This is a genomic window from Pseudofrankia saprophytica (assembly GCF_000235425.2).
GTDB classification, from domain to species: domain Bacteria; phylum Actinomycetota; class Actinomycetes; order Frankiales; family Frankiaceae; genus Pseudofrankia; species Pseudofrankia saprophytica.
In genome coordinates this window covers 7,686,597-7,702,939 of the sequence record NZ_KI912266.1, presented here as the reverse complement: position 1 = coordinate 7,702,939, position 16,343 = coordinate 7,686,597, and the positions used below count along the sequence as shown (strand labels likewise).

The 16,343-nt window shown below is 70.5% G+C and carries 12 protein-coding genes and 1 pseudogene; 6 read left to right on the top strand and 7 right to left on the bottom strand.

Features of this window, described 5'->3' with window-relative positions:
• Positions 1-247: 247 nt before the first annotated feature.
• The 3 genes from FRCN3DRAFT_RS0232460 to FRCN3DRAFT_RS0232450 form a co-directional block, all read right to left on the bottom strand.
• Positions 248-1,597, bottom strand: coding sequence for a PP2C family protein-serine/threonine phosphatase (locus tag FRCN3DRAFT_RS0232460; RefSeq protein ID WP_007515766.1), 1,350 nt, complete (start codon positions 1,595-1,597; stop codon positions 248-250).
• A gap of 151 nt (positions 1,598-1,748) precedes the next feature.
• Positions 1,749-3,668: a flavin-containing monooxygenase gene (locus tag FRCN3DRAFT_RS0232455; RefSeq protein WP_035930476.1), complete on the bottom strand. Its 1,920-nt coding sequence runs from the start codon at positions 3,666-3,668 to the stop codon at positions 1,749-1,751.
• A 150-nt stretch (positions 3,669-3,818) separates the two neighbouring features.
• A complete protein-coding gene (locus FRCN3DRAFT_RS0232450) occupies positions 3,819-4,661 on the bottom strand; it encodes an SDR family NAD(P)-dependent oxidoreductase (RefSeq protein ID WP_007515768.1) in 843 nt (280 codons plus the stop codon).
• 251 nt (positions 4,662-4,912) lie between these two features.
• On the opposite strand from FRCN3DRAFT_RS0232450, the gene FRCN3DRAFT_RS0232445 reads away from it, so the two are divergent.
• The gene (locus FRCN3DRAFT_RS0232445) at positions 4,913-5,320 is read left to right on the top strand and encodes an SHOCT domain-containing protein (RefSeq protein ID WP_007515769.1); all 408 of its coding nucleotides are present in this window, start codon (positions 4,913-4,915) and stop codon (positions 5,318-5,320) included.
• A gap of 1,048 nt (positions 5,321-6,368) precedes the next feature.
• Positions 6,369-6,599 carry a hypothetical protein gene (locus tag FRCN3DRAFT_RS55520; RefSeq protein ID WP_198536058.1) on the top strand — a complete coding sequence of 77 codons (231 nt, stop codon included), beginning with the start codon at positions 6,369-6,371 and terminating at the stop codon, positions 6,597-6,599.
• A 241-nt stretch (positions 6,600-6,840) separates the two neighbouring features.
• Here the strand turns inward: FRCN3DRAFT_RS55520 and FRCN3DRAFT_RS47290 are convergent, their stop codons facing one another.
• Positions 6,841-7,350 (bottom strand): GNAT family N-acetyltransferase, encoded by a 510-nt coding sequence (locus FRCN3DRAFT_RS47290; RefSeq protein ID WP_007515770.1) that lies wholly within the window; start codon positions 7,348-7,350, stop codon positions 6,841-6,843.
• Positions 7,351-7,827: 477 nt separating this feature from the next.
• On the opposite strand from FRCN3DRAFT_RS47290, the gene FRCN3DRAFT_RS55515 reads away from it, so the two are divergent.
• The gene (locus tag FRCN3DRAFT_RS55515) at positions 7,828-9,015 is read left to right on the top strand and encodes a hypothetical protein (protein ID WP_027141136.1); all 1,188 of its coding nucleotides are present in this window, start codon (positions 7,828-7,830) and stop codon (positions 9,013-9,015) included.
• Between the two features lie 137 nt (positions 9,016-9,152).
• Here the strand turns inward: FRCN3DRAFT_RS55515 and FRCN3DRAFT_RS0232425 are convergent, their stop codons facing one another.
• Positions 9,153-9,914: a DeoR/GlpR family DNA-binding transcription regulator gene (locus FRCN3DRAFT_RS0232425; protein ID WP_007515772.1), complete on the bottom strand. Its 762-nt coding sequence runs from the start codon at positions 9,912-9,914 to the stop codon at positions 9,153-9,155.
• A gap of 123 nt (positions 9,915-10,037) precedes the next feature.
• Here FRCN3DRAFT_RS0232425 and FRCN3DRAFT_RS56725 point away from each other — a divergent pair.
• Positions 10,038-11,231, top strand: a pseudogene (locus FRCN3DRAFT_RS56725) (MFS transporter); the annotation flags it as partial.
• Positions 11,232-11,279: 48 nt separating this feature from the next.
• On the opposite strand, the gene FRCN3DRAFT_RS56720 reads toward FRCN3DRAFT_RS56725, so the two are convergent.
• Positions 11,280-12,005 carry an EAL domain-containing protein gene (locus FRCN3DRAFT_RS56720; RefSeq protein WP_232794333.1) on the bottom strand — a complete coding sequence of 242 codons (726 nt, stop codon included), beginning with the start codon at positions 12,003-12,005 and terminating at the stop codon, positions 11,280-11,282.
• A 684-nt stretch (positions 12,006-12,689) separates the two neighbouring features.
• Between FRCN3DRAFT_RS56720 and mdlC the strand changes: the two genes are divergently transcribed.
• Both mdlC and FRCN3DRAFT_RS0232400 read left to right on the top strand, forming a co-directional pair.
• Positions 12,690-14,273 carry a benzoylformate decarboxylase gene (mdlC, locus tag FRCN3DRAFT_RS0232405; RefSeq protein WP_232794220.1) on the top strand — a complete coding sequence of 528 codons (1,584 nt, stop codon included), beginning with the start codon at positions 12,690-12,692 and terminating at the stop codon, positions 14,271-14,273.
• 238 nt (positions 14,274-14,511) lie between these two features.
• Entirely contained in the window at positions 14,512-15,282 is a 771-nt protein-coding gene (locus FRCN3DRAFT_RS0232400) for a hypothetical protein (protein WP_007515778.1), read from the top strand.
• 25 nt (positions 15,283-15,307) lie between these two features.
• Here the strand turns inward: FRCN3DRAFT_RS0232400 and FRCN3DRAFT_RS50055 are convergent, their stop codons facing one another.
• The gene (locus FRCN3DRAFT_RS50055; protein WP_007515779.1) at positions 15,308-16,219 is read right to left on the bottom strand and encodes a DUF1353 domain-containing protein; all 912 of its coding nucleotides are present in this window, start codon (positions 16,217-16,219) and stop codon (positions 15,308-15,310) included.
• Between the last annotated feature and the right edge of the window lie 124 nt (positions 16,220-16,343).

Sequence of the window (16,343 nt, the reverse complement as noted above, 5' to 3'; positions counted from 1 at the left end):
GGCCGGCGTGTCACTGGCGCGGGGCCGGCGTGCCACCGGCGCGGGACGAGGCCGCGCGGCGGCCGGCCGCGCCCGTGCGCGGGACTCCCCATCCGCAAGCTTCCAGCCGGCCGTGTCCTCGCTGTTTCCGCGTCGTTGCGGCCGCGCGCCCCGCCCCGGCCCGGCGCAGGTCACAGCCCCGCTGGTCCACGATCGGTCAGCGGGGAGGCACCCGGCGGCGCGGCGCCCTCGCCGCGCGGGCACGAGCTCAGGAGCCGGAGCCGCGGATGGCGAGCAGGCAGAGGTCGTCCTCGCGGGTCGCGGGGCCGGCGACGTCGGCGAGCAGCAGGTCGCAGAGCGCGTCCAGGCCGAGGGTGTGGGCGTTGCCCGGAGTGTCGGCCTTTTCGGGGGTGCCGGCGTTTTCGGGGGTGCCGGCGTTCAGCCCCTGCGCCGCGGTCGCGGCGAGGGTCGCCAGCCGGTCGGTCAGGGAGGTGCCCCGGCGCTCCACCAGCCCGTCGCTGTAGAGCAGCAGGTCGCTCGCGGGTGGCAGGGTCATGGTCCCCTGGCCGTAGTCGTAGCCAGGCTCGACGCCGAGCATGGGGCCGTGCACGTCGTCGAGGAAGGTGGCGTCGGTGCTCGTGAGCAGCAGCGGCGGCGGATGGCCGGCGCACGACCAGGTGAGCCGGCCGGTGTCCGGCTCGACCGTCGCGACGATCGCGGTGGCGAGGGTGTCGTCCTGCCCGGCGAGCAGGTGGGCGGACAGCCGGGTGGTGATGGCGGCCGGGACGCGCCCCTCGATCGCGTACGCGTGAGCGGCGTGCCGCAGCTCGGCCATGGCCGAGACGGCGGGCAGCCCGTGGCCGCCGACGTCGCCGACCACCAGGGTGACGGAGCCGTCCGGGCGGACGGCCGCGTCGTACCAGTCGCCGCCGACCTCCACGTCGCGGCCGGCCGGCAGATACCGGGCGACGAGCTCCATGCCGGGCAGCTCGGGCAGCGTCCGCGGGAGGATCGCGCGTTGCAGCGTCTCCACGACCGATCGCTGCCGTTCGTGCAGCCTGGCCCGTTCGATCGCCTGGGCGTAGACGCCGGCGAGCGTGCGCAGGTACGCGCGTTCCTCCTCGTCGAAGGACCGCGGCCCGGACCAGGCGAGGGACAGGACCCCGATGATGCGGCCGGACACGGTGAGCGGCAGCGTCGCCGACGCGTCGATGCCGATCGCGGTGAAGACGGCGCGGCGGTCCGGATAGTCGTTGAGGTAGCCCACCCGCGTCGGGTCGAAGCGCGGCTGCCCGCTGCGCACGACCTCACCGGTGGCGGCCGGGCCGGGGTTGCGGGGGCGTACCCAGATGTCGGTGAACTCCGGCGTGGTCAGCGTGGGCCAGGCCAGGACCCGGCAGGGGGAGTCGTCCTCGCCGAACAGGACGAAGCCGGCGAAGGTCACGGCGGCGTCCGCGGCGGCGGTCCGGAAGGCCACATCGGCCACGTCGTCGACGGTCAGGACCGTGCCCAGGGCGCTGGTGGTCGCCAGCAGGCGGCGCGACCGCACCAGCGCCTGCGACAGCGACGAGATCAGCCCGTCGGCGGTGGGTGGCCTGGCTCGCCTCAGGTTCCCCATGAGCCGCCCTCCTCGGCACGAGGTCGGCACGGTCGCGGACAACGAACCGCCCGGGAGGTGCCGGACAAGGCTCATCGTAACAGCATGTTACTTGTTGTCGCTCACTGTCGATCGTGACGGGCTCGTCCGGCCTCCCTCGCCGTGGTGGTGATCACCTCACGATCAGATCGTCGTAGTTCGGCCTGCGCAGGCGGTGCCACATCTCGTTGCCGGGGAACGGGCAGTTCGTGACCGAGCGGCCGTGGTCGTTGCGGTAGTAGCTGTTCGCGCGCGGGTCCTTGTAGATCTTGAACCTCTCGCGCTCGTCGAGCTGGTCGTTGTACCGCCAGTACGCCTCCTCGGTCACCTCGACGGTGCGCTTACCGGTGAGGAGGAGCTCCTTGAGGCAGTCGAGCAGGAGCCGGGTCGCCATCTCCTGGTGGTTCACGACGCCCAGGCCGCCGTACGGGTTCATGTTCGGCCCGTAGATGAGGAAGAGGTTCGGGAATCCCGGCAGCATCGTGCCGAGGTAGGCCCGCGGGCCGTCCTTCGACCACAGGTCGTGCACCGACTGCCCGGCGCGGCCGAGAACCTCCATGGGCCACAGGCATTCGTTCGCCCGGAACCCGGTCGCGTAGACGATGACGTCGACCTCGTGGTCGGCACCGTCGACGGTCCTGATGCCGGTCGGCGTGATGCGCTCGATGCCCTCGGTGACGAGGGTGACGTCGTCACGCATGATCGCGTCATACATGTTGTAGCTGTTGTCGACCTGCACCGGCCGCGCCGAGAATGGCGGGTGCGGCGGGATCATCTTCTCGACCAGGTCGGGCCGGCTCGCCAGCTTGTTCCTGATGAAGGCGACGCGCTCGTCGCGGATCTGCTTGTTGACCGCGCTGCGGGCGAACGGGTCCTCGAACTCGGGGTCGATCTCGCGCAGCGGCCCCGACAGGTACGGGCCGAGCAGCCAGTTGGTCCGAAACCGCATGAAGTGCGCGTGGTACGGAAGGTTCCGGTCCAGCCAGTGCACCTGCTCGGGGAACGGCGACAGGTATCCGTCGTGACCGAACAGCCACTGCGGCGTGCGCTGGAAGACCGTCACGTGGCCGGCGAGCTTCGCCAGCTCGGGCACCAGTTGCACCCCTGAGCAGCCGGTGCCGATCACGGCGACGCGCCTGCCGCTCACGTCGAGACCGCCGGGCCACCGCGCGGTGTGGAACGACGGGCCCGCGAACTCGTCCATGCCCGTGATCCGCGGCAGGCTCGGGCGCGAGAGCAGCCCGACGGCGCTGATGACCGCGTTGGCCCGCAGCACCTGCCGGCCCTGCGGTCCCTTCGCCTCGACCTCCCAGGTCGCCGTGTCCTCGTGCCAGGTCACCGTCGTGACCTCGGTGTCGAACTGGATGTGCTCGCGCACGCCGAACCGGTCGGCGAACCAGTCGAAGTAGCGCTGGTTCTCGGCCTGCGAGCACCACGGCGACGGGGTGTCGAACTCGACGCCGAGGATGTGCGTGTACGCCCGGCTCGGCGAGTCGACCCGCGCGCCGGGGTAGCGGTTCTCGAACCAGGTCCCGCCGACGCCGGAGTTCTTCTCCAGCACCGTGAAGCTGATCCCGGCGTGCAGGAGCTGGGCCGCCGCGTTCAGGCCGCCCATGCCGCTGCCGATGACGATGACGGAGAACTCCTCGAGCACGTCCGGCGCCGGCGGCTCCTCCCAGTTGAGCCCGCGAGCCCACGGGTCGAGCGAAAGCTCCTCGACCCAGAGCTCCACGTCCTCCTCGGGGAGCGCCTCCACGCCACCGGCGAGCGCCAGGCTGTGCGGCAGCCGCTCGAGCGGGCCGGGGCCGATCGGTCCGGCGCCGGAGTCGCGGTGGGCCTTGAGGAAGGTGGCGGCCCGCGCGCGCAGCAGCGCGATGTCGGCCGGGTCCGTCAGACCGAAGGAGAGATTCCCGCCGACGTAGCCCGGCACCGCTTCGATCTTCGTGGCGGCGACGCTCTCGTCCCCGGTCAGCTGGTAAAGCAGACCCCGAAGCGCCATCGGGTCCGCGTAGTTCACCGCGTCGTCGATCTGCTCGTCGGTGGCTTCGACCAACTCGGGACGGTCGGATAACTCGGGACGGTCGGATAACTCGGGACGGCTGGACCCCTGCTCCGCGACCATGTTCCGCACCTTCGCTCTCGCCTGACGAATGTTGGCTGGCCCGTTGGCTGGTCGAGAAATCGTCAGCCGGTCGAGAAACCGTCAGCTGGCCGGCGGCGGTTCCGCCTGCATATGGCCGGCCATCATCAGCGGTGTCACGGCCATCACCCCGCCGTCCACCGGCAGGACCACGCCGGTGATCCACCGGGCCTCGTCGCTGGCCAGGAACGTGGCCGCCCACCCGACGTCCCAGCCGTCGCCGTTCGTGCCCAGCAGGTTCGAAGCGGCGGCCAGCCGTTGCCGGTACTCGGTCTGCGGGGTGACCCCGTTGACGGAGTACAGCAGCGGGGTCGTGATGTGGCCGGGGGCCAGGGCGTTGACCCGGATCCCCTGCCGGCCGTGCGAGTACGCCATGTCGACGGTCAGCGCGTTCACGCCGCCTTTGGCCGCCGCGTACCCGGCGTAGTTCCCGCCGCGGGAGCCCGTGATCGACCCGATGTTGACGATCGCCCCGGCGCCCTTCGCCGCCATGACGGGCACCGCGCTCTTGCTGGCGAGGAACATCGTCTTCAGGCTGAGGCCGAGTATCCGGTCCCAGTCGGCCTCGCTGGTGTCGACGACGTTTCCCGCGATGGCGACCCCGATGTTGTTGATCAGGATGTCCACCGTGCCGAAGGCGTCGAGCGCGGCACCGACCATGGCGTCGCAGTCGGCGGCCCTCGTCATGTCGCCGGCGAAGACGGCGGCGGTGCCGCCCTCGTTTTCGATGATCTCCCGGGTCTCCTGCGCGCGCTCTCCCCTGATGTCGGCGAGCAGCACCCGGGCGCCCTCGCGCGCCAGCACGATCGCGCAGGCCCGGCCGGTGGCCATCCCGGGCCCGGGTGTCGAACCGGCCCCGGTCACGATCGCGACCTTGCCCTCGACCCGCCCTCGACGCTGCGCCATCACACTCCCTGAACCCTCGCTGACCGGGGAGAACGGTAGCCGACGCCGCCGCGGCAGACAAGTGAGCATTCACTACCCTAGATCCTCGGGCGGCTGTCGATGCCTCCCGCCGATCGGCCGCGGCCCAGCAGGCAATAGGGCATGGCCGGTTCTCTCACCCATGGAGGGTTGGTCCTCGCCGCCCATCGCGTCGACCGGCCCGCTTCGGGTAGGAGCTCGGGATCCTGACCCGAGAGGCGGGAGAGGGGCAAATGGCTAGCAACTACATTGCTTACGACTATCCGGTGCTCGGCGCATTCTGGACCCTGCTCTTGATCTTCGTCTGGGTCGCGTGGCTGGTGCTCGTCTGTCGTGTTTTCATCGACATATTCCGCGACAAGGAGGCGAGTGGGTGGGCCAAGGCGGGCTGGCTTGCGCTCGTGCTCGTCCTCCCGTTCATTGGCGTCCTGGCCTATCTGATCGTGAAGGGCCAGGACATGACCAAGCGCGAGGTAAGGAGCGCGCGGGACCAGCAGCAGCTGCTCAATGCCTATATCCGCGATGTGGCTGCCAGCCCGAGCAAGGGTGTGGACGACCTCACCAGGCTCGCCGAGCTCAGGGCGAACGGCACCATCTCCGAAGACGAGTTCCGGCGGGCCAAGGACAGGATCCTCAGCTGAAGCGGAAACCGCCGGCGGCTTACCGGAGTCCCTCGCCGGAGTCCGGAGATCTTCCACCCGGACAAGAGCGGGCGACCGTCTTCGCGCCGACTGCCGACGCCGGCAATGACGGCGGCGCCGGAATCGGTTGAGCCTGAAACCATGGGCGCGGGCTCAGGCCGGGGACGAGCCGTCGGCTCCTCCCCGGCCCGGGCGGACGCCCATCTACGACGTGTCGCTGTCGGGGACCGCGACGACGTCCAGTGGGAAGTGGCCGCGGCGAAACGGCGGACCACATAGCGCATGCCGGCCCAGTTCACAGGCCGGCTGGCCTCTGAACCACCCCCGCGCCCGCCAGACCGTGATGGGTGTGCTTGATCGCCAGATCTGTATGGCAATCCGAACCAACGAGGGCTCGCGGTTCGGATTCGGCTACAGATCTGGCGATCTTCAGGGGTGGCGGGGTGGGCGGACTACGCCCGACGCGGCAGCGGCGGCGCTGGGGGTTGCACCGGCAGCGTGCCCAACGGATCACCGAGCCTGCGTGCCAGACCTGTCACCGTCCACGGCTCGACCGCCAGCCGGAGAGCCCGCCGCGCCTCGCCGCCCCCGGGCCTCGCTGCGCGGGACCAACTCCCTCACCTGTTTCCTCCCTCGCCGGCCCTGACCGCAACCGCGATGTTCACCACGGTGGACCTACCCCGGTCGGCGCGTCGCGTCGCGTCGCGGCGCGGCGGTCGCTGATCGCCGTTCCTGCCCTCCGATGGCTGTATGCGGGCCCGGATCACGGCCACCGGAGGGCACAAACAGTGATCAAGTCTCTGTCGACGGCGGCTTGATCACAAGATCCGCACAGATCCGTCCGTCGCCACAGCGAAACGACGAACCGCAAACCAGTCGGCGATGTGGATCTCGCCGGCGCCGGGCCACCTAGCGACCGCACGGACGCCAGGCAGGCAGCGACACCCCGCGACGCCGATCCCAACCCGCCCCGGCGCTGTTTCCCAGCCTCATCCCACCCCCGCCTTCGAAGATCGCCAGATGTGTATCCGGATCCGAACTCCGGGCCGTGGCCAGTTCGGATCCGGATACAGAACTGGCGATCAAAGTCGTCGAGCGCGGAGGTCTGGCTGGTTGGCAGGGTGCGGAGCCCAGCGGTCGGCGCCCCGTGGACGTCGCCATCTGGAGACCGGCGGTGTTCGATGTGGCGGAGCGCTGTCATCTGCCATCGGTCATCGACCGCAGCGAAACGGCGAAGCGCATGGCGCATGGCGGTGCGGGTCACACCGGCGCGCGTTGAGTTCCGGCCAACGGTCTGGCCGGTGTCGCGCCTCGTCTGCCGCACGGCCCACCCGGAGGATCAGCAGGTGCGCGACTGGTTGACGGCCAAGCCAGGCCACGAGATGCCAAGCCAGGCCACGAGATAGATCGCTGTTTCGGCTCGCGGCGGTGTGATCAGGCTCTGATTGCGACCCCCTGATAGACGCCATCGGCGATCGCCCTCGCGGCGGCGCTGAGATCTTCGCGTTCCGCGGCGCGCGTCAATGCGGGCGGTCGAGGGTGTACCAGGCCTCGTCGGCCCAGTGGTCGCGATGCCAGTACGTCGCACATGACGTGCGTTCGTGATGCCAGTTGGCGCGCAGCAGGAGACGGATGACCGCCTCGTTGCGCGGATCCACGTTGGCGCGCAGGCGCCGCAGGCCGAGGTCGGTGAAGGCGTGCTCGGTGAGCCGCGCGAGCGCCTCGGTGGCGTAGCCCCTGCCCTGGACTGCTGTCGCCAGGGAGATGCCCAGCTCCGCCTCGTCGCCGTCCAGGCGCAGAGCGATCCCGCCGACGAGGCCGCTCGGGTCGCAGATGCCCTGGTTGACCCAGCCTCCACTGTCTGGCCCGCCGTCCGCGCTCAGCAGGGTGGCGAAATGTTCGCTGGTGTAGGGCAACGGCCACCCCTGATAGCGCGCCACGTCGGGATCGTTCCGGTAGGCGAGCACCGCGGCCAGATCACCAGACTCGACAGGCCTCAACACGAGACGCGCGGTCCGCAGCACGGTCATGACGCGATTCTTCCCGCGCTCGTGACCGCGGCGGGCGACAGGGCGCGCAGCAGCCAGCCCGATGATCGGCCGCCAGAGCCCCGCTGACAGTCGCCCGCACCCGGGCAGCCCACCTGCGCCTCAGCCGACTGCCCAGTCGTCGACGACATCTGACGCCGCGGACCAGCGCCTCCGGCCATATCGGCACCATCGCCCGGCGAGCGTGAGGACTATTTCGTCGTGCATGCCCCGCAGCGGAATGGCGAAGTGCAGAGCGAATAGTGACCTTGGTCATGCGCATCCGGCTGCTGGAGCGCGTTCGCTGAGGCGGTCGGCGCTCACTGGACGACGGCGGCACCAACGCTACTGCCTCATGAGCCGTGAACATCGGTGCGAGCCGCTCACCATCGCGGCGGTTCTCGGAGGTCGACACCGCCGAGCAGAGTTCGCACATCGATGTCGCCCATGGCGGCGCTCCCTTCGCTCCATAATTGCCCGATGGTTCGTCTGCTCAGTGGGTGGACCGGCCCAAGCATCCAAAGACTTCGGTCTCTGTGGCCGCCCGACCGCAGCCTGCCGACGGCGCTGCCTCCGACGATCGGCCTCATCGGCATCATGATCACGGGCCTGATGACGATGGGCGATCCGGGAGGCGGGGGGCCGGCGGCATCCGGGCACGCGTCAGTCAGCCTCCACCTCGACTCACGTGGCGGCGCCGTGCTCGAGGTCTGGCTCGACGACGAGGCCGACTGGCGCCAGACCAGGACGGTCGCCCAGTCGGTTGCCCGGCTGATCCTGACCGAACCGCGAGAGACGCTCCCCAGAGTCGTCGATCCCGATGGCGGCCCGCTGCTCCGAAACGGCGGGTGGTGGGCCGCCGAAACACGACTGGATGACGTCTACCCGCTGACGCCGGAACCGGCCTTCGCCTTCGATCCCACGAAGGTGGTGACAGGCCTGCACGGGCTCGGCTACCACTGGGTGGACCTGGAGATCTCCAGCCCCTGGCCGGCGACGGCGCGGTGGTCACGGCAGCCGGACGACGACGGGGACCACTTCGTCCCCGCCCCCACCTGGTCGTGGTCGGACGTCACAGCCGTCGGCCCGATCCCCACCGGACAGCTCACGATGCATCCAGACAACGCGGCCACCGGCGACCACGCCTCCGCCACCTACCGGGACCCCTCGGTCGGCTCGCCGCCACCGCCGTGGCTCGCGCCGGGAGCGGCGAGCACCGCACTGGTACTCACGGTGCTTGGCGCGGCGTTCTGGCGCCGCCAACCGGTCGTGCCCCTGGTAGCGATCGTGGTCGCGTACATCGGCCTGCTGATCGCCTACTTCACCTACCCACTGCCGTCGGACCGCGCCGACCTCTCGGGACCGCACGCCGAAACCCTGCGGGAGTGGGTCGCGGCGACGCCGGGCCTGGGCGTGACCGCCCTGATCCTGGACCTGCTGATCTTCATACTGCTGGTCGCGGCCTCGGCGAATCGTGGCTACCACCCCGTCCGACGGCCTGTGTTCCAACCACCGCCGCGCTGGCCGCGGCCACCAGACGGCTGGATTCCCTATCCAGGCTGGCGCCCCGATCCCTCCTGGCCGAAGGCGCCCTTCGGCTGGCAGTTCTGGCGCCCCCGCGGACAGCCCCCCGACCCGCCGCGGTCGCCATCAGGCCACGTCCCCTGAGGTGGTCGACGGACGATCGTCCCCTTGGATCTCTTGGGCGTTCGGTGTTCCGGTCACGCGGTGGAGACTTCCGGAACATTGTCCTCGGCCACGGTTCGCAGTAGCCGGGTCCGTGCTGGTTCCGTGGTTCCGGCTGGTCAGGGAATGGTGGTGACCTCGACGCCGGCGGCCAGGAGCTCTCGGACGGGGGCGGCGGTCCTGGGGGCGTCGGTGATCAGCAGGCTGATCTGGTCCGGTGGGCAGACGCGGCCGAAGGTGACGTGACCGAGCTTGTCCGCGGTGGCGACGAGGATCGTGCGCCGGGCGGCGCGGACGGCGGCCCGCTTCACCTGGACGTCGTCGAGGTCGTGGGCGGTGGCGCCGGTGGTGGCGTCGACCCCGCAGCAGGACAGGATGAACGTGTCGTAGCGCAGTTCCTCGAACGTGCGCACGGCCAGCTCGCCGTGGAAGGACAGCTCGCCCCTGCGGACCTGGCCGCCGGGCATGAGCAGCTGGATGCCGTCCTGCGCGGCGAGGCGCCCGGCGGCGTGCAGCGAGAGCGGCGTGACGGTCAGCTGGCGGCCGGCCATGGCCGCGGCGACGGCGACGGCGGTCGTCCCGGTGTCCAGCGCTACCGTCTCGCCATCCCTGAGCAGCTCCACGACGGCCGCGCCGAGCCTGGCCTTGGTCTCGGTGTCCGCGAGGGCGCGCACGGCGTAGGGCGGTTCGACTCCGCTGAGCGGCGCGCTGACCGCGCCGCCGTGCACCCGGCGCAGCGCGCCCTGGGATTCCAGCTGCTCCAGGTCGCGCCGCACGGTCATCTCGGATGCCCCGGTGACCTTGGCCAGCTCGGCGACCGAGGCGCGGTTGCGCTCGCCCAGCACCGTCAGGACCAGCCGGTGCCGCTCGGCAGCGTTCACGGGTCGATTCTGCCCGGACAGGGCTGGCTCCGGGTGGCTCGTGGGGCCCGCCGGGCCCAACCATGGTCGATCATGTCTTCTTGGTGAGCGATCCGTTGACATATAAACATTCTAAATGTTCGTATGGTCACTATGCCCGTGCGATCTCGCCTGTCGACGTCCGGTCCGGTCAGCGCCGTGGCCGTGGTCGCCTCCTGCGTCGGCTTCATGGTGATCGGGGCGCTCCAGGCCCTGTACGGCCCCGCGATCCCCGAGATCCGTGCGAAGTACGGCGTGGCGCCGGGCGCGGCCGGTCTCGGCCTGTCTGCCCACTTCGTCGGTGCTCTGGTCGGCGTCCTGCTGTTCTTCCGCCTACGGGGTCGGATCGGCAACCGGGGTCTGCTTGGCCTCTCCTACAGCCTCATGGCCGCCGGGTCGCTGGCATTCGCCGCCGCGCCGACCTGGCCGATCGCGCTGGCGGCCGCGACCGTCATCGGTCTCGGCTTCGGTGGGATCGACTACGGGCTCAACCAGCTGTTCGCTACCGGCTTCGGACGACGAAGCCCGGCGATGCTCAACCTGCTCAACGCCCATTTCGGCATTGGCGCCATCGCGGGACCGGCGCTGGTCGCCTGGCTCGGTGCCCGGCACTATCCGTGGCTCTTCGCCGCCCTGGCTGTGCTCAGCCTGTTCCTCCTGCCCAGCCTGGGTGGTGTGCGATCCCGCGACCGTGCCGCGCCCACCGCCGCGCCCATCGGCACGCCCGGATCCACCGCGCCCGGATCCGTCGCGTCCGGATCCGTCGCGTCCGCACCCGCCGCCGTGCCGGCCAGGCTGGTGCCCGTCGTCGCCGCGTTCGTCGTCATCTACGTGCTGCATGTGGCGATCGAGACGGGAGTGGGCGGCTGGGAACCCACTCAGCTGCAGGCGGTCGGCTATGGTGCCTCCGCCGCCGCGCTGGCCACCTCGGCGTACTGGTTCGCGATGACCGTGGGCCGTTTCCTGGCCATACCCCTCAGCCTGCGATTCCCGGCGCCCCTGCTCGTGACCGCGAGCTGCCTTGGCATGGCGGCCTGCCTGGTCGCGGCGCCCGTACCCGCGCTCGCTCCTTACGCGTATGTGGGAGTCGGCCTCTTCATCGCACCGATCTTCCCCACCGCCCTGCCCTGGCTCACCCGGGCGGCCCCGACCGTCGCCTCGGCGAGCGCCTTTGTCATCGCCGCCTCCATGATCGGCGGCGTGGCGTTTCCCCCGCTACTCGGCGCGATGATCGACAAGGCCGGCGTCCGGCTCGTACCCGTGCTGCTTCTCGGGTTCGCGCTGGTCTGCGGCGCGCTGAGCGTCTGGCTACGCCGCGCCACCGCGACCCCGACCGCCGGGAGGCGTTCACGGCAGGGCCGGCGCCGGTTTCCCGAGCAGGTAGCCCTGACCGTAGAAGACGCCGGCATCGATCACGGCGTCGCATTCGGCGGAGGTCTCGATGCCCTCGGCGACGACAGTTCCGTCGATCTCCCGGGCCAGCTGGACCAGACCGGTCGCGAGAGCGCGGCGAGCGGGGTCGCGGTTGATGCCGCGAGTGAGGATGTGGTCGAGTTTGATGATGTCCGGCCGCAGCTTGACGAGCTGCTCCAGGCCGGAGTATCCCGTGCCGGTGTCGTCGATCGCGATCTGGATACCCAGGTCGCGGAGATGGTGGATGGCCCGCATGGCCGCCGGCTTGGCGATGCAGTTCTCGTGTTCGGTGATCTCGATGATCAGGCGGTTGCGAACGGGCAGATCATGGACGAACTCGACGATCGCCGTCGCGATCGTGCTGGGTGAGGCGTTGACGGCGAGCCTCGTGCCACGGGTGAGGTGCGGCAGCGCGTCGAGGGCACGCTCAATGGCGATCATCTCCAGCTCGACGCACAGTCCGACCTGGTCGGCGTCGAGAAACCAGTCCTCGGTGTTGTGCACCCGCCCGCCGCATCTGTTGGGGAAACGCGCGAGCGCCTCGACCGCGGTGATGGCGCCCGTGTCGAGCCGGACGATCGGCTGGTACACGATTCTTGGGCCGCCGGCGTCGATGAGATCGCTGATCGCCGACCACACCTGGCTGCGCGCCTCCCACATATGTCGCAGATCGAGCAGGGAGTCACCGAGAAACGCGGCCGTCAGGCGCAGGAACTGGTTGTGGCGTTCCTGTAGCGCCGGTCGAGCCCCCCGGGCCAGGCAGAGCAACAACCCGTATGACTCGTCGGCAGGGTCCGTCAGCCCGGCCATCGCGTAGGCCCCGACCTCAAGAGAGGCCAGGATATTTGCCTTCCCCGTCCCGGGATCCAGAGGAACATTGCAGGACATCGAGGGGAATAAACCCTTTTCGACCTCGTGGCAAAGATCTCTGCAGTGTCGGATGGTGGTGCCGGGCGCCAGGTGAAACCTTCTTCCGTCGCCGGCGATGACCTGGACGACCAGCAGATCGCCGTCCCACATGCCCAGAACGGCGACATCCATGTCCATATGCAGGCGTAGCACGTCGAGCAGGTCGGTCACCTTCCTGTCCGGTGCGATCACCTTTGCGCGCGGGCCGAACGTCGTCGTCACCATCACGTCCTCATCAGGTCTCCAGCCGGGTCTGCCCGAGGGATGGTCGGCCAACCATCCGGGTCCAATGGACAGCGGCCCATACCTCCTCGTCGGCGTGGCGGTGGGGAGAGCCGCGTGGCAGCATCCGGTGCGCCGGCTGGCAGGCCCCAGCCGTCCCATCGAACCGAGGCGGGCTGATTTCCGATGAGCCGCGGGTCAACTGTTCGCTCCGTGACGTACGACCTGCTGAGATCGCTGGGGATGACGACCGTCTTCGGCAATCCAGGGTCGACGGAGGAGCCGTTCCTTCAGGACTTTCCCGCCGATTTCACCTATGTCCTCGGTCTTCAGGAGGCGTCCGTCATCGCCATGGCCGACGCCTTCGCGCAGACCACCCGGCGGCCGGCGTTGGTGAACCTGCATTCCTCGGCGGGTCTCGGAAACGCCCTCGGCAACCTGGTCACGGCCTACCACGGCCACACCCCGCTGGTCGTCACCTCGGGCCAGCAGCACCGTGAGCTGGTGATCGGCGAGCCCTACCTCGGGAACCGCGACGCGACGACCATGCCGAAGCCGTGGGTGAAATGGTCCTACGAACCCGCCCGCGCCGAGGACGTCCCCGAGGCGTTCATGCGTGCCTACGCGATGGCGTGCCAGCCCCCGGCCGGCCCCGTACACCTGTCCATACCGCTCGACGACTGGAACGTCCCCCTGGCTGGCCCGGCCGTCGTGCGCGGCGTGAGCACCGCCGTCGCGCCGGACGCCGAGCGGCTGCGCGACTTCGCCCAGCGCGTGCGCGCGAGCCGGCGTCCCGCGCTGGTGTTCGGTCCCGACGTCGACCGCGCGGGCGGCTGGCACGCCGCCGTCGCGCTCGCCGAGAAGCTCCGGGCGCCGGTGTACGGCGCGCCGCTGCCGGACCGCGTCTCGTTCCCGGAGGACCATCCGCTGTACCAGGGGCCGCTGGGCATGTCCCTGAAGGCGGTCAGTGCCCGGCTGGCCGGGCACGACCTCGTGGTCGTCGTCGGCGCCGAGGTCTTCCGCTACTACCCCTACGTGGCCGGCGACATCCTGCCCGCCGGCACCTCGCTGCTCCAGGTCACCGCCGACCCGGCGGTGGCGGCCTCGGCCCGCGCCGGCGACAGCATCCTCGGCGACCCTCGGACCACCCTCGAGCTCCTCACCGAGCTGGTGGACGAGGGCGTCCGGCGCACGCCCCCCGAGCCGATGCCCCGTCCCAGGACGCTGCCCGCGACGCCGAGCAGGCCGCTGACGGCCGCGGAGGTGCACGCGGCCGTCAGCGAGATCCGCCCGGCGGGCGCCGTCCTCGTCTACGAGTCGACGTCGACGATGGCCCAGCAGGTCGAATGGCTGCCGACCGTCGAGCCCGACTCGTTCTTCGCGACGGCCAGTGGTGGTATCGGGTGGGCGGTGCCGGCGGCGGTCGGCGTGGCGCTCGGTGACCGCGTTCGCGGCGTGCGCCGGCCGGTGATCGGCATGATCGGGGACGGCTCGTTCCAGTACTCCGTGCAGGCCGTCTGGACCGCCGCGCAGCACGCGCTGCCCATCGCCTACGTCGTCCTGCGCAACCGGGAGTACTCGGTGCTCAAGTCCTTCGCCGAGCTGGAGGACACGCCAGGCGTGCCGGGCCTCGACCTGCCGGGGCTGGACATCGCCTCGCTGGCGCGGGGTTTCGGCTGCCGAGGAGTCGACGTCGAGACCACCGGGGAGCTGGAGAAGGAGCTCACCGTGGCGCTGGAGACCAGCACCCCCACCGTGATCGTGGTGGAGACCCGGCCGCAGCACGCCGTGCTCTGAGACCGCGCCGCGCGTCACCGACCCGCCGGTTTTCGCCGCGGTGTCAAGGGGGGCACCCCGAAAGCCGGCGACAGGCTGCCAGGACAAATTCCGTAGAAATTGTTCCGCATGCTTTCTTCTGTCCGGCGGATGACATTCATGATATTGGCCAAGGTGCCGTTTGCTCGTGCATTGTCGACCGTAGATAACGGGGGTTATCGCCAGCCGCGGACGGCTGGACCGACTTTCGGAGGTAGCGGTGCACGGCATCGGAGACGCCCGGCGCATGCGCCGGGCGGTGTGTGGCGGTCTGGCCGCGGCGGCCCTGGCGGTCGTCGCGACGGCGTGTCAGGACGGTGGGCTGACGGCTGCCCCGGCCGCGACGTCGCCGGCGGTGAGCGCGCCGGTGAGCGCGCCGGCGCCGACCACCGCCGCGCCGGCCCGCCAGCTGCGCGCGGGCGACTACGTGCTCACCGCGGGGGCGGAGACCGAGGGCTTCGAAAGCTCGGGTGGCGTCGAGGACGAGGACCCGGGCAACAGCGCGACGCGGGCCGAGATCGCCAGGTGCGTGGGCGTGAACGACTTCAACCCGCCGGCCCCGTCCGACGAGACCAACGGCGACACCTTCGTCAACACCGAGGAATCAGAGTTCCAGGCCTCCAGCCGGGCGAAGATCCTGCCCGCGGAGCAGATTCGGCAGAACGCGGAGATCGTGACCAGCCCGCGCTTCGGCGACTGCTACCGCGGTGGCCTCGAGAAGGCGCTCGCGGGCGCGGACTCGAGCGGGTTCACCTACGAGATCGTCTCTGTCGAGACGCCGGCCCCGCCGCGTGGCGCCACGGCGTTCGTCCGGACCTCGATGGGCGTCACCGACGAGAACGGCACCTACGGCTACGTCGTCGACACGGTCTACTTCTACGTCGGCCAGGTGGCCGTCGAGCTGCAGGTCACCAACGTCCAGGACGTGCCGCCGCCCACCACCGAGCAGGGCCTGATCGACCAGATCGCCGACAAACTCACCGACCAGTAGCCGCCGGCGCTCAGCACACCAGCGCTCAGAACGACGGCTCCGTGGGCTCCGCCCGCCGTCCCGGCTCGACCGGGATGGCGGGCGCCGAGTCGGGCGTGGAGTCGGGCGCCGAGTCGGGCGCGCCCGGCGGCTCGCCGGCGTCGCGCGTTCCAGGGGGCACGTTGGCGAGGTTCTTCGCGACGTTGGGGCTGAGGCCCTCGGGCCAGGAGACGAGCCTCTCCAGGACCCAGTAGACGCCCGAGACGACGATCACCGCCAGGGTCACGTGCAGCAGCAGCGCCATCGCGATGCCGGTGATCGCGGCGACCCGCCAGTAATGCCCCCAGAGGACCGACAGCGCCGCCGGCAGCCCGACCGCGGCCGCCGCGCCGGACAGCAGCTCCACCCACCACGGACGGTCGCCCATCCAGGGCAGCACATTCCACACGTCGAACAGGTCCAGAGTCGCCAGGCTGCCGAGCGCGACGACGGCGGTGACCGTGAGCGTGGCCAGGATCCGCCACCACCAGCGGTGCCGCCGGGCGACCCACAGCGTCCCGAGCTCCGCCCCGGTCCAGATCAGCCAGCGCCGGATGACCGGCGTGCCGAGCTCCCTCATGGCATCCCGGAGGATCCGGTCGGCCTCCTCCCGGGTGACCGGGGGGCCGAGGTGGGTGGGGATGGAGGGCTCGCCGTCGGCGATCACCAGGCCGTCGTGCAACAGGACCGCGGGCAGGTGGGAACCCAGCCCGGGCACGAGCCAGGCGAACACCGAGGGAATCGAGGCCAGGTCGGTCAGGAACGTCTCCGGGTCGGCCGGTACGACGAACGGCTCGTCGTACTTCGGGTCCCAGTAGCCGAACTGGCGGATGATCTGGAACTCGTTCCCGTAACGCCGCAGCACCAGCACCAGCTCGCCGCCGGTCTCCGCGTCGAAGAACCCCACCCGCCCGGCCACCCGACATTCCCCCTGACGAACCAGACGCCGTCTTCCAGACCTCTCGGCGATCATGTCACGCTCCGTCGCGGCGCGCGGTCCGACCTCGGTGCACGGTCTCCGGGTGGCCCAGAGACCGTGCACC

What these genes read in the sequence shown, in the direction of transcription:
- FRCN3DRAFT_RS0232445 (WP_007515769.1), top strand. Translation starts at nt 4,913, where the DNA reads ATGGCTAGCAACTACATTGCTTACGACTATCCGGTGCTCGGCGCATTC.
- FRCN3DRAFT_RS0232460 (WP_007515766.1), bottom strand. Translation starts at nt 1,597, where the DNA reads ATGGGGAACCTGAGGCGAGCCAGGCCACCCACCGCCGACGGGCTGATC.
- FRCN3DRAFT_RS55515 (WP_027141136.1), top strand. Translation starts at nt 7,828, where the DNA reads ATGGTTCGTCTGCTCAGTGGGTGGACCGGCCCAAGCATCCAAAGACTT.
- FRCN3DRAFT_RS47290 (WP_007515770.1), bottom strand. Translation starts at nt 7,350, where the DNA reads ATGACCGTGCTGCGGACCGCGCGTCTCGTGTTGAGGCCTGTCGAGTCT.
- FRCN3DRAFT_RS56720 (WP_232794333.1), bottom strand. Translation starts at nt 12,005, where the DNA reads ATGTGGGAGGCGCGCAGCCAGGTGTGGTCGGCGATCAGCGATCTCATC.
- FRCN3DRAFT_RS0232450 (WP_007515768.1), bottom strand. Translation starts at nt 4,661, where the DNA reads ATGGCGCAGCGTCGAGGGCGGGTCGAGGGCAAGGTCGCGATCGTGACC.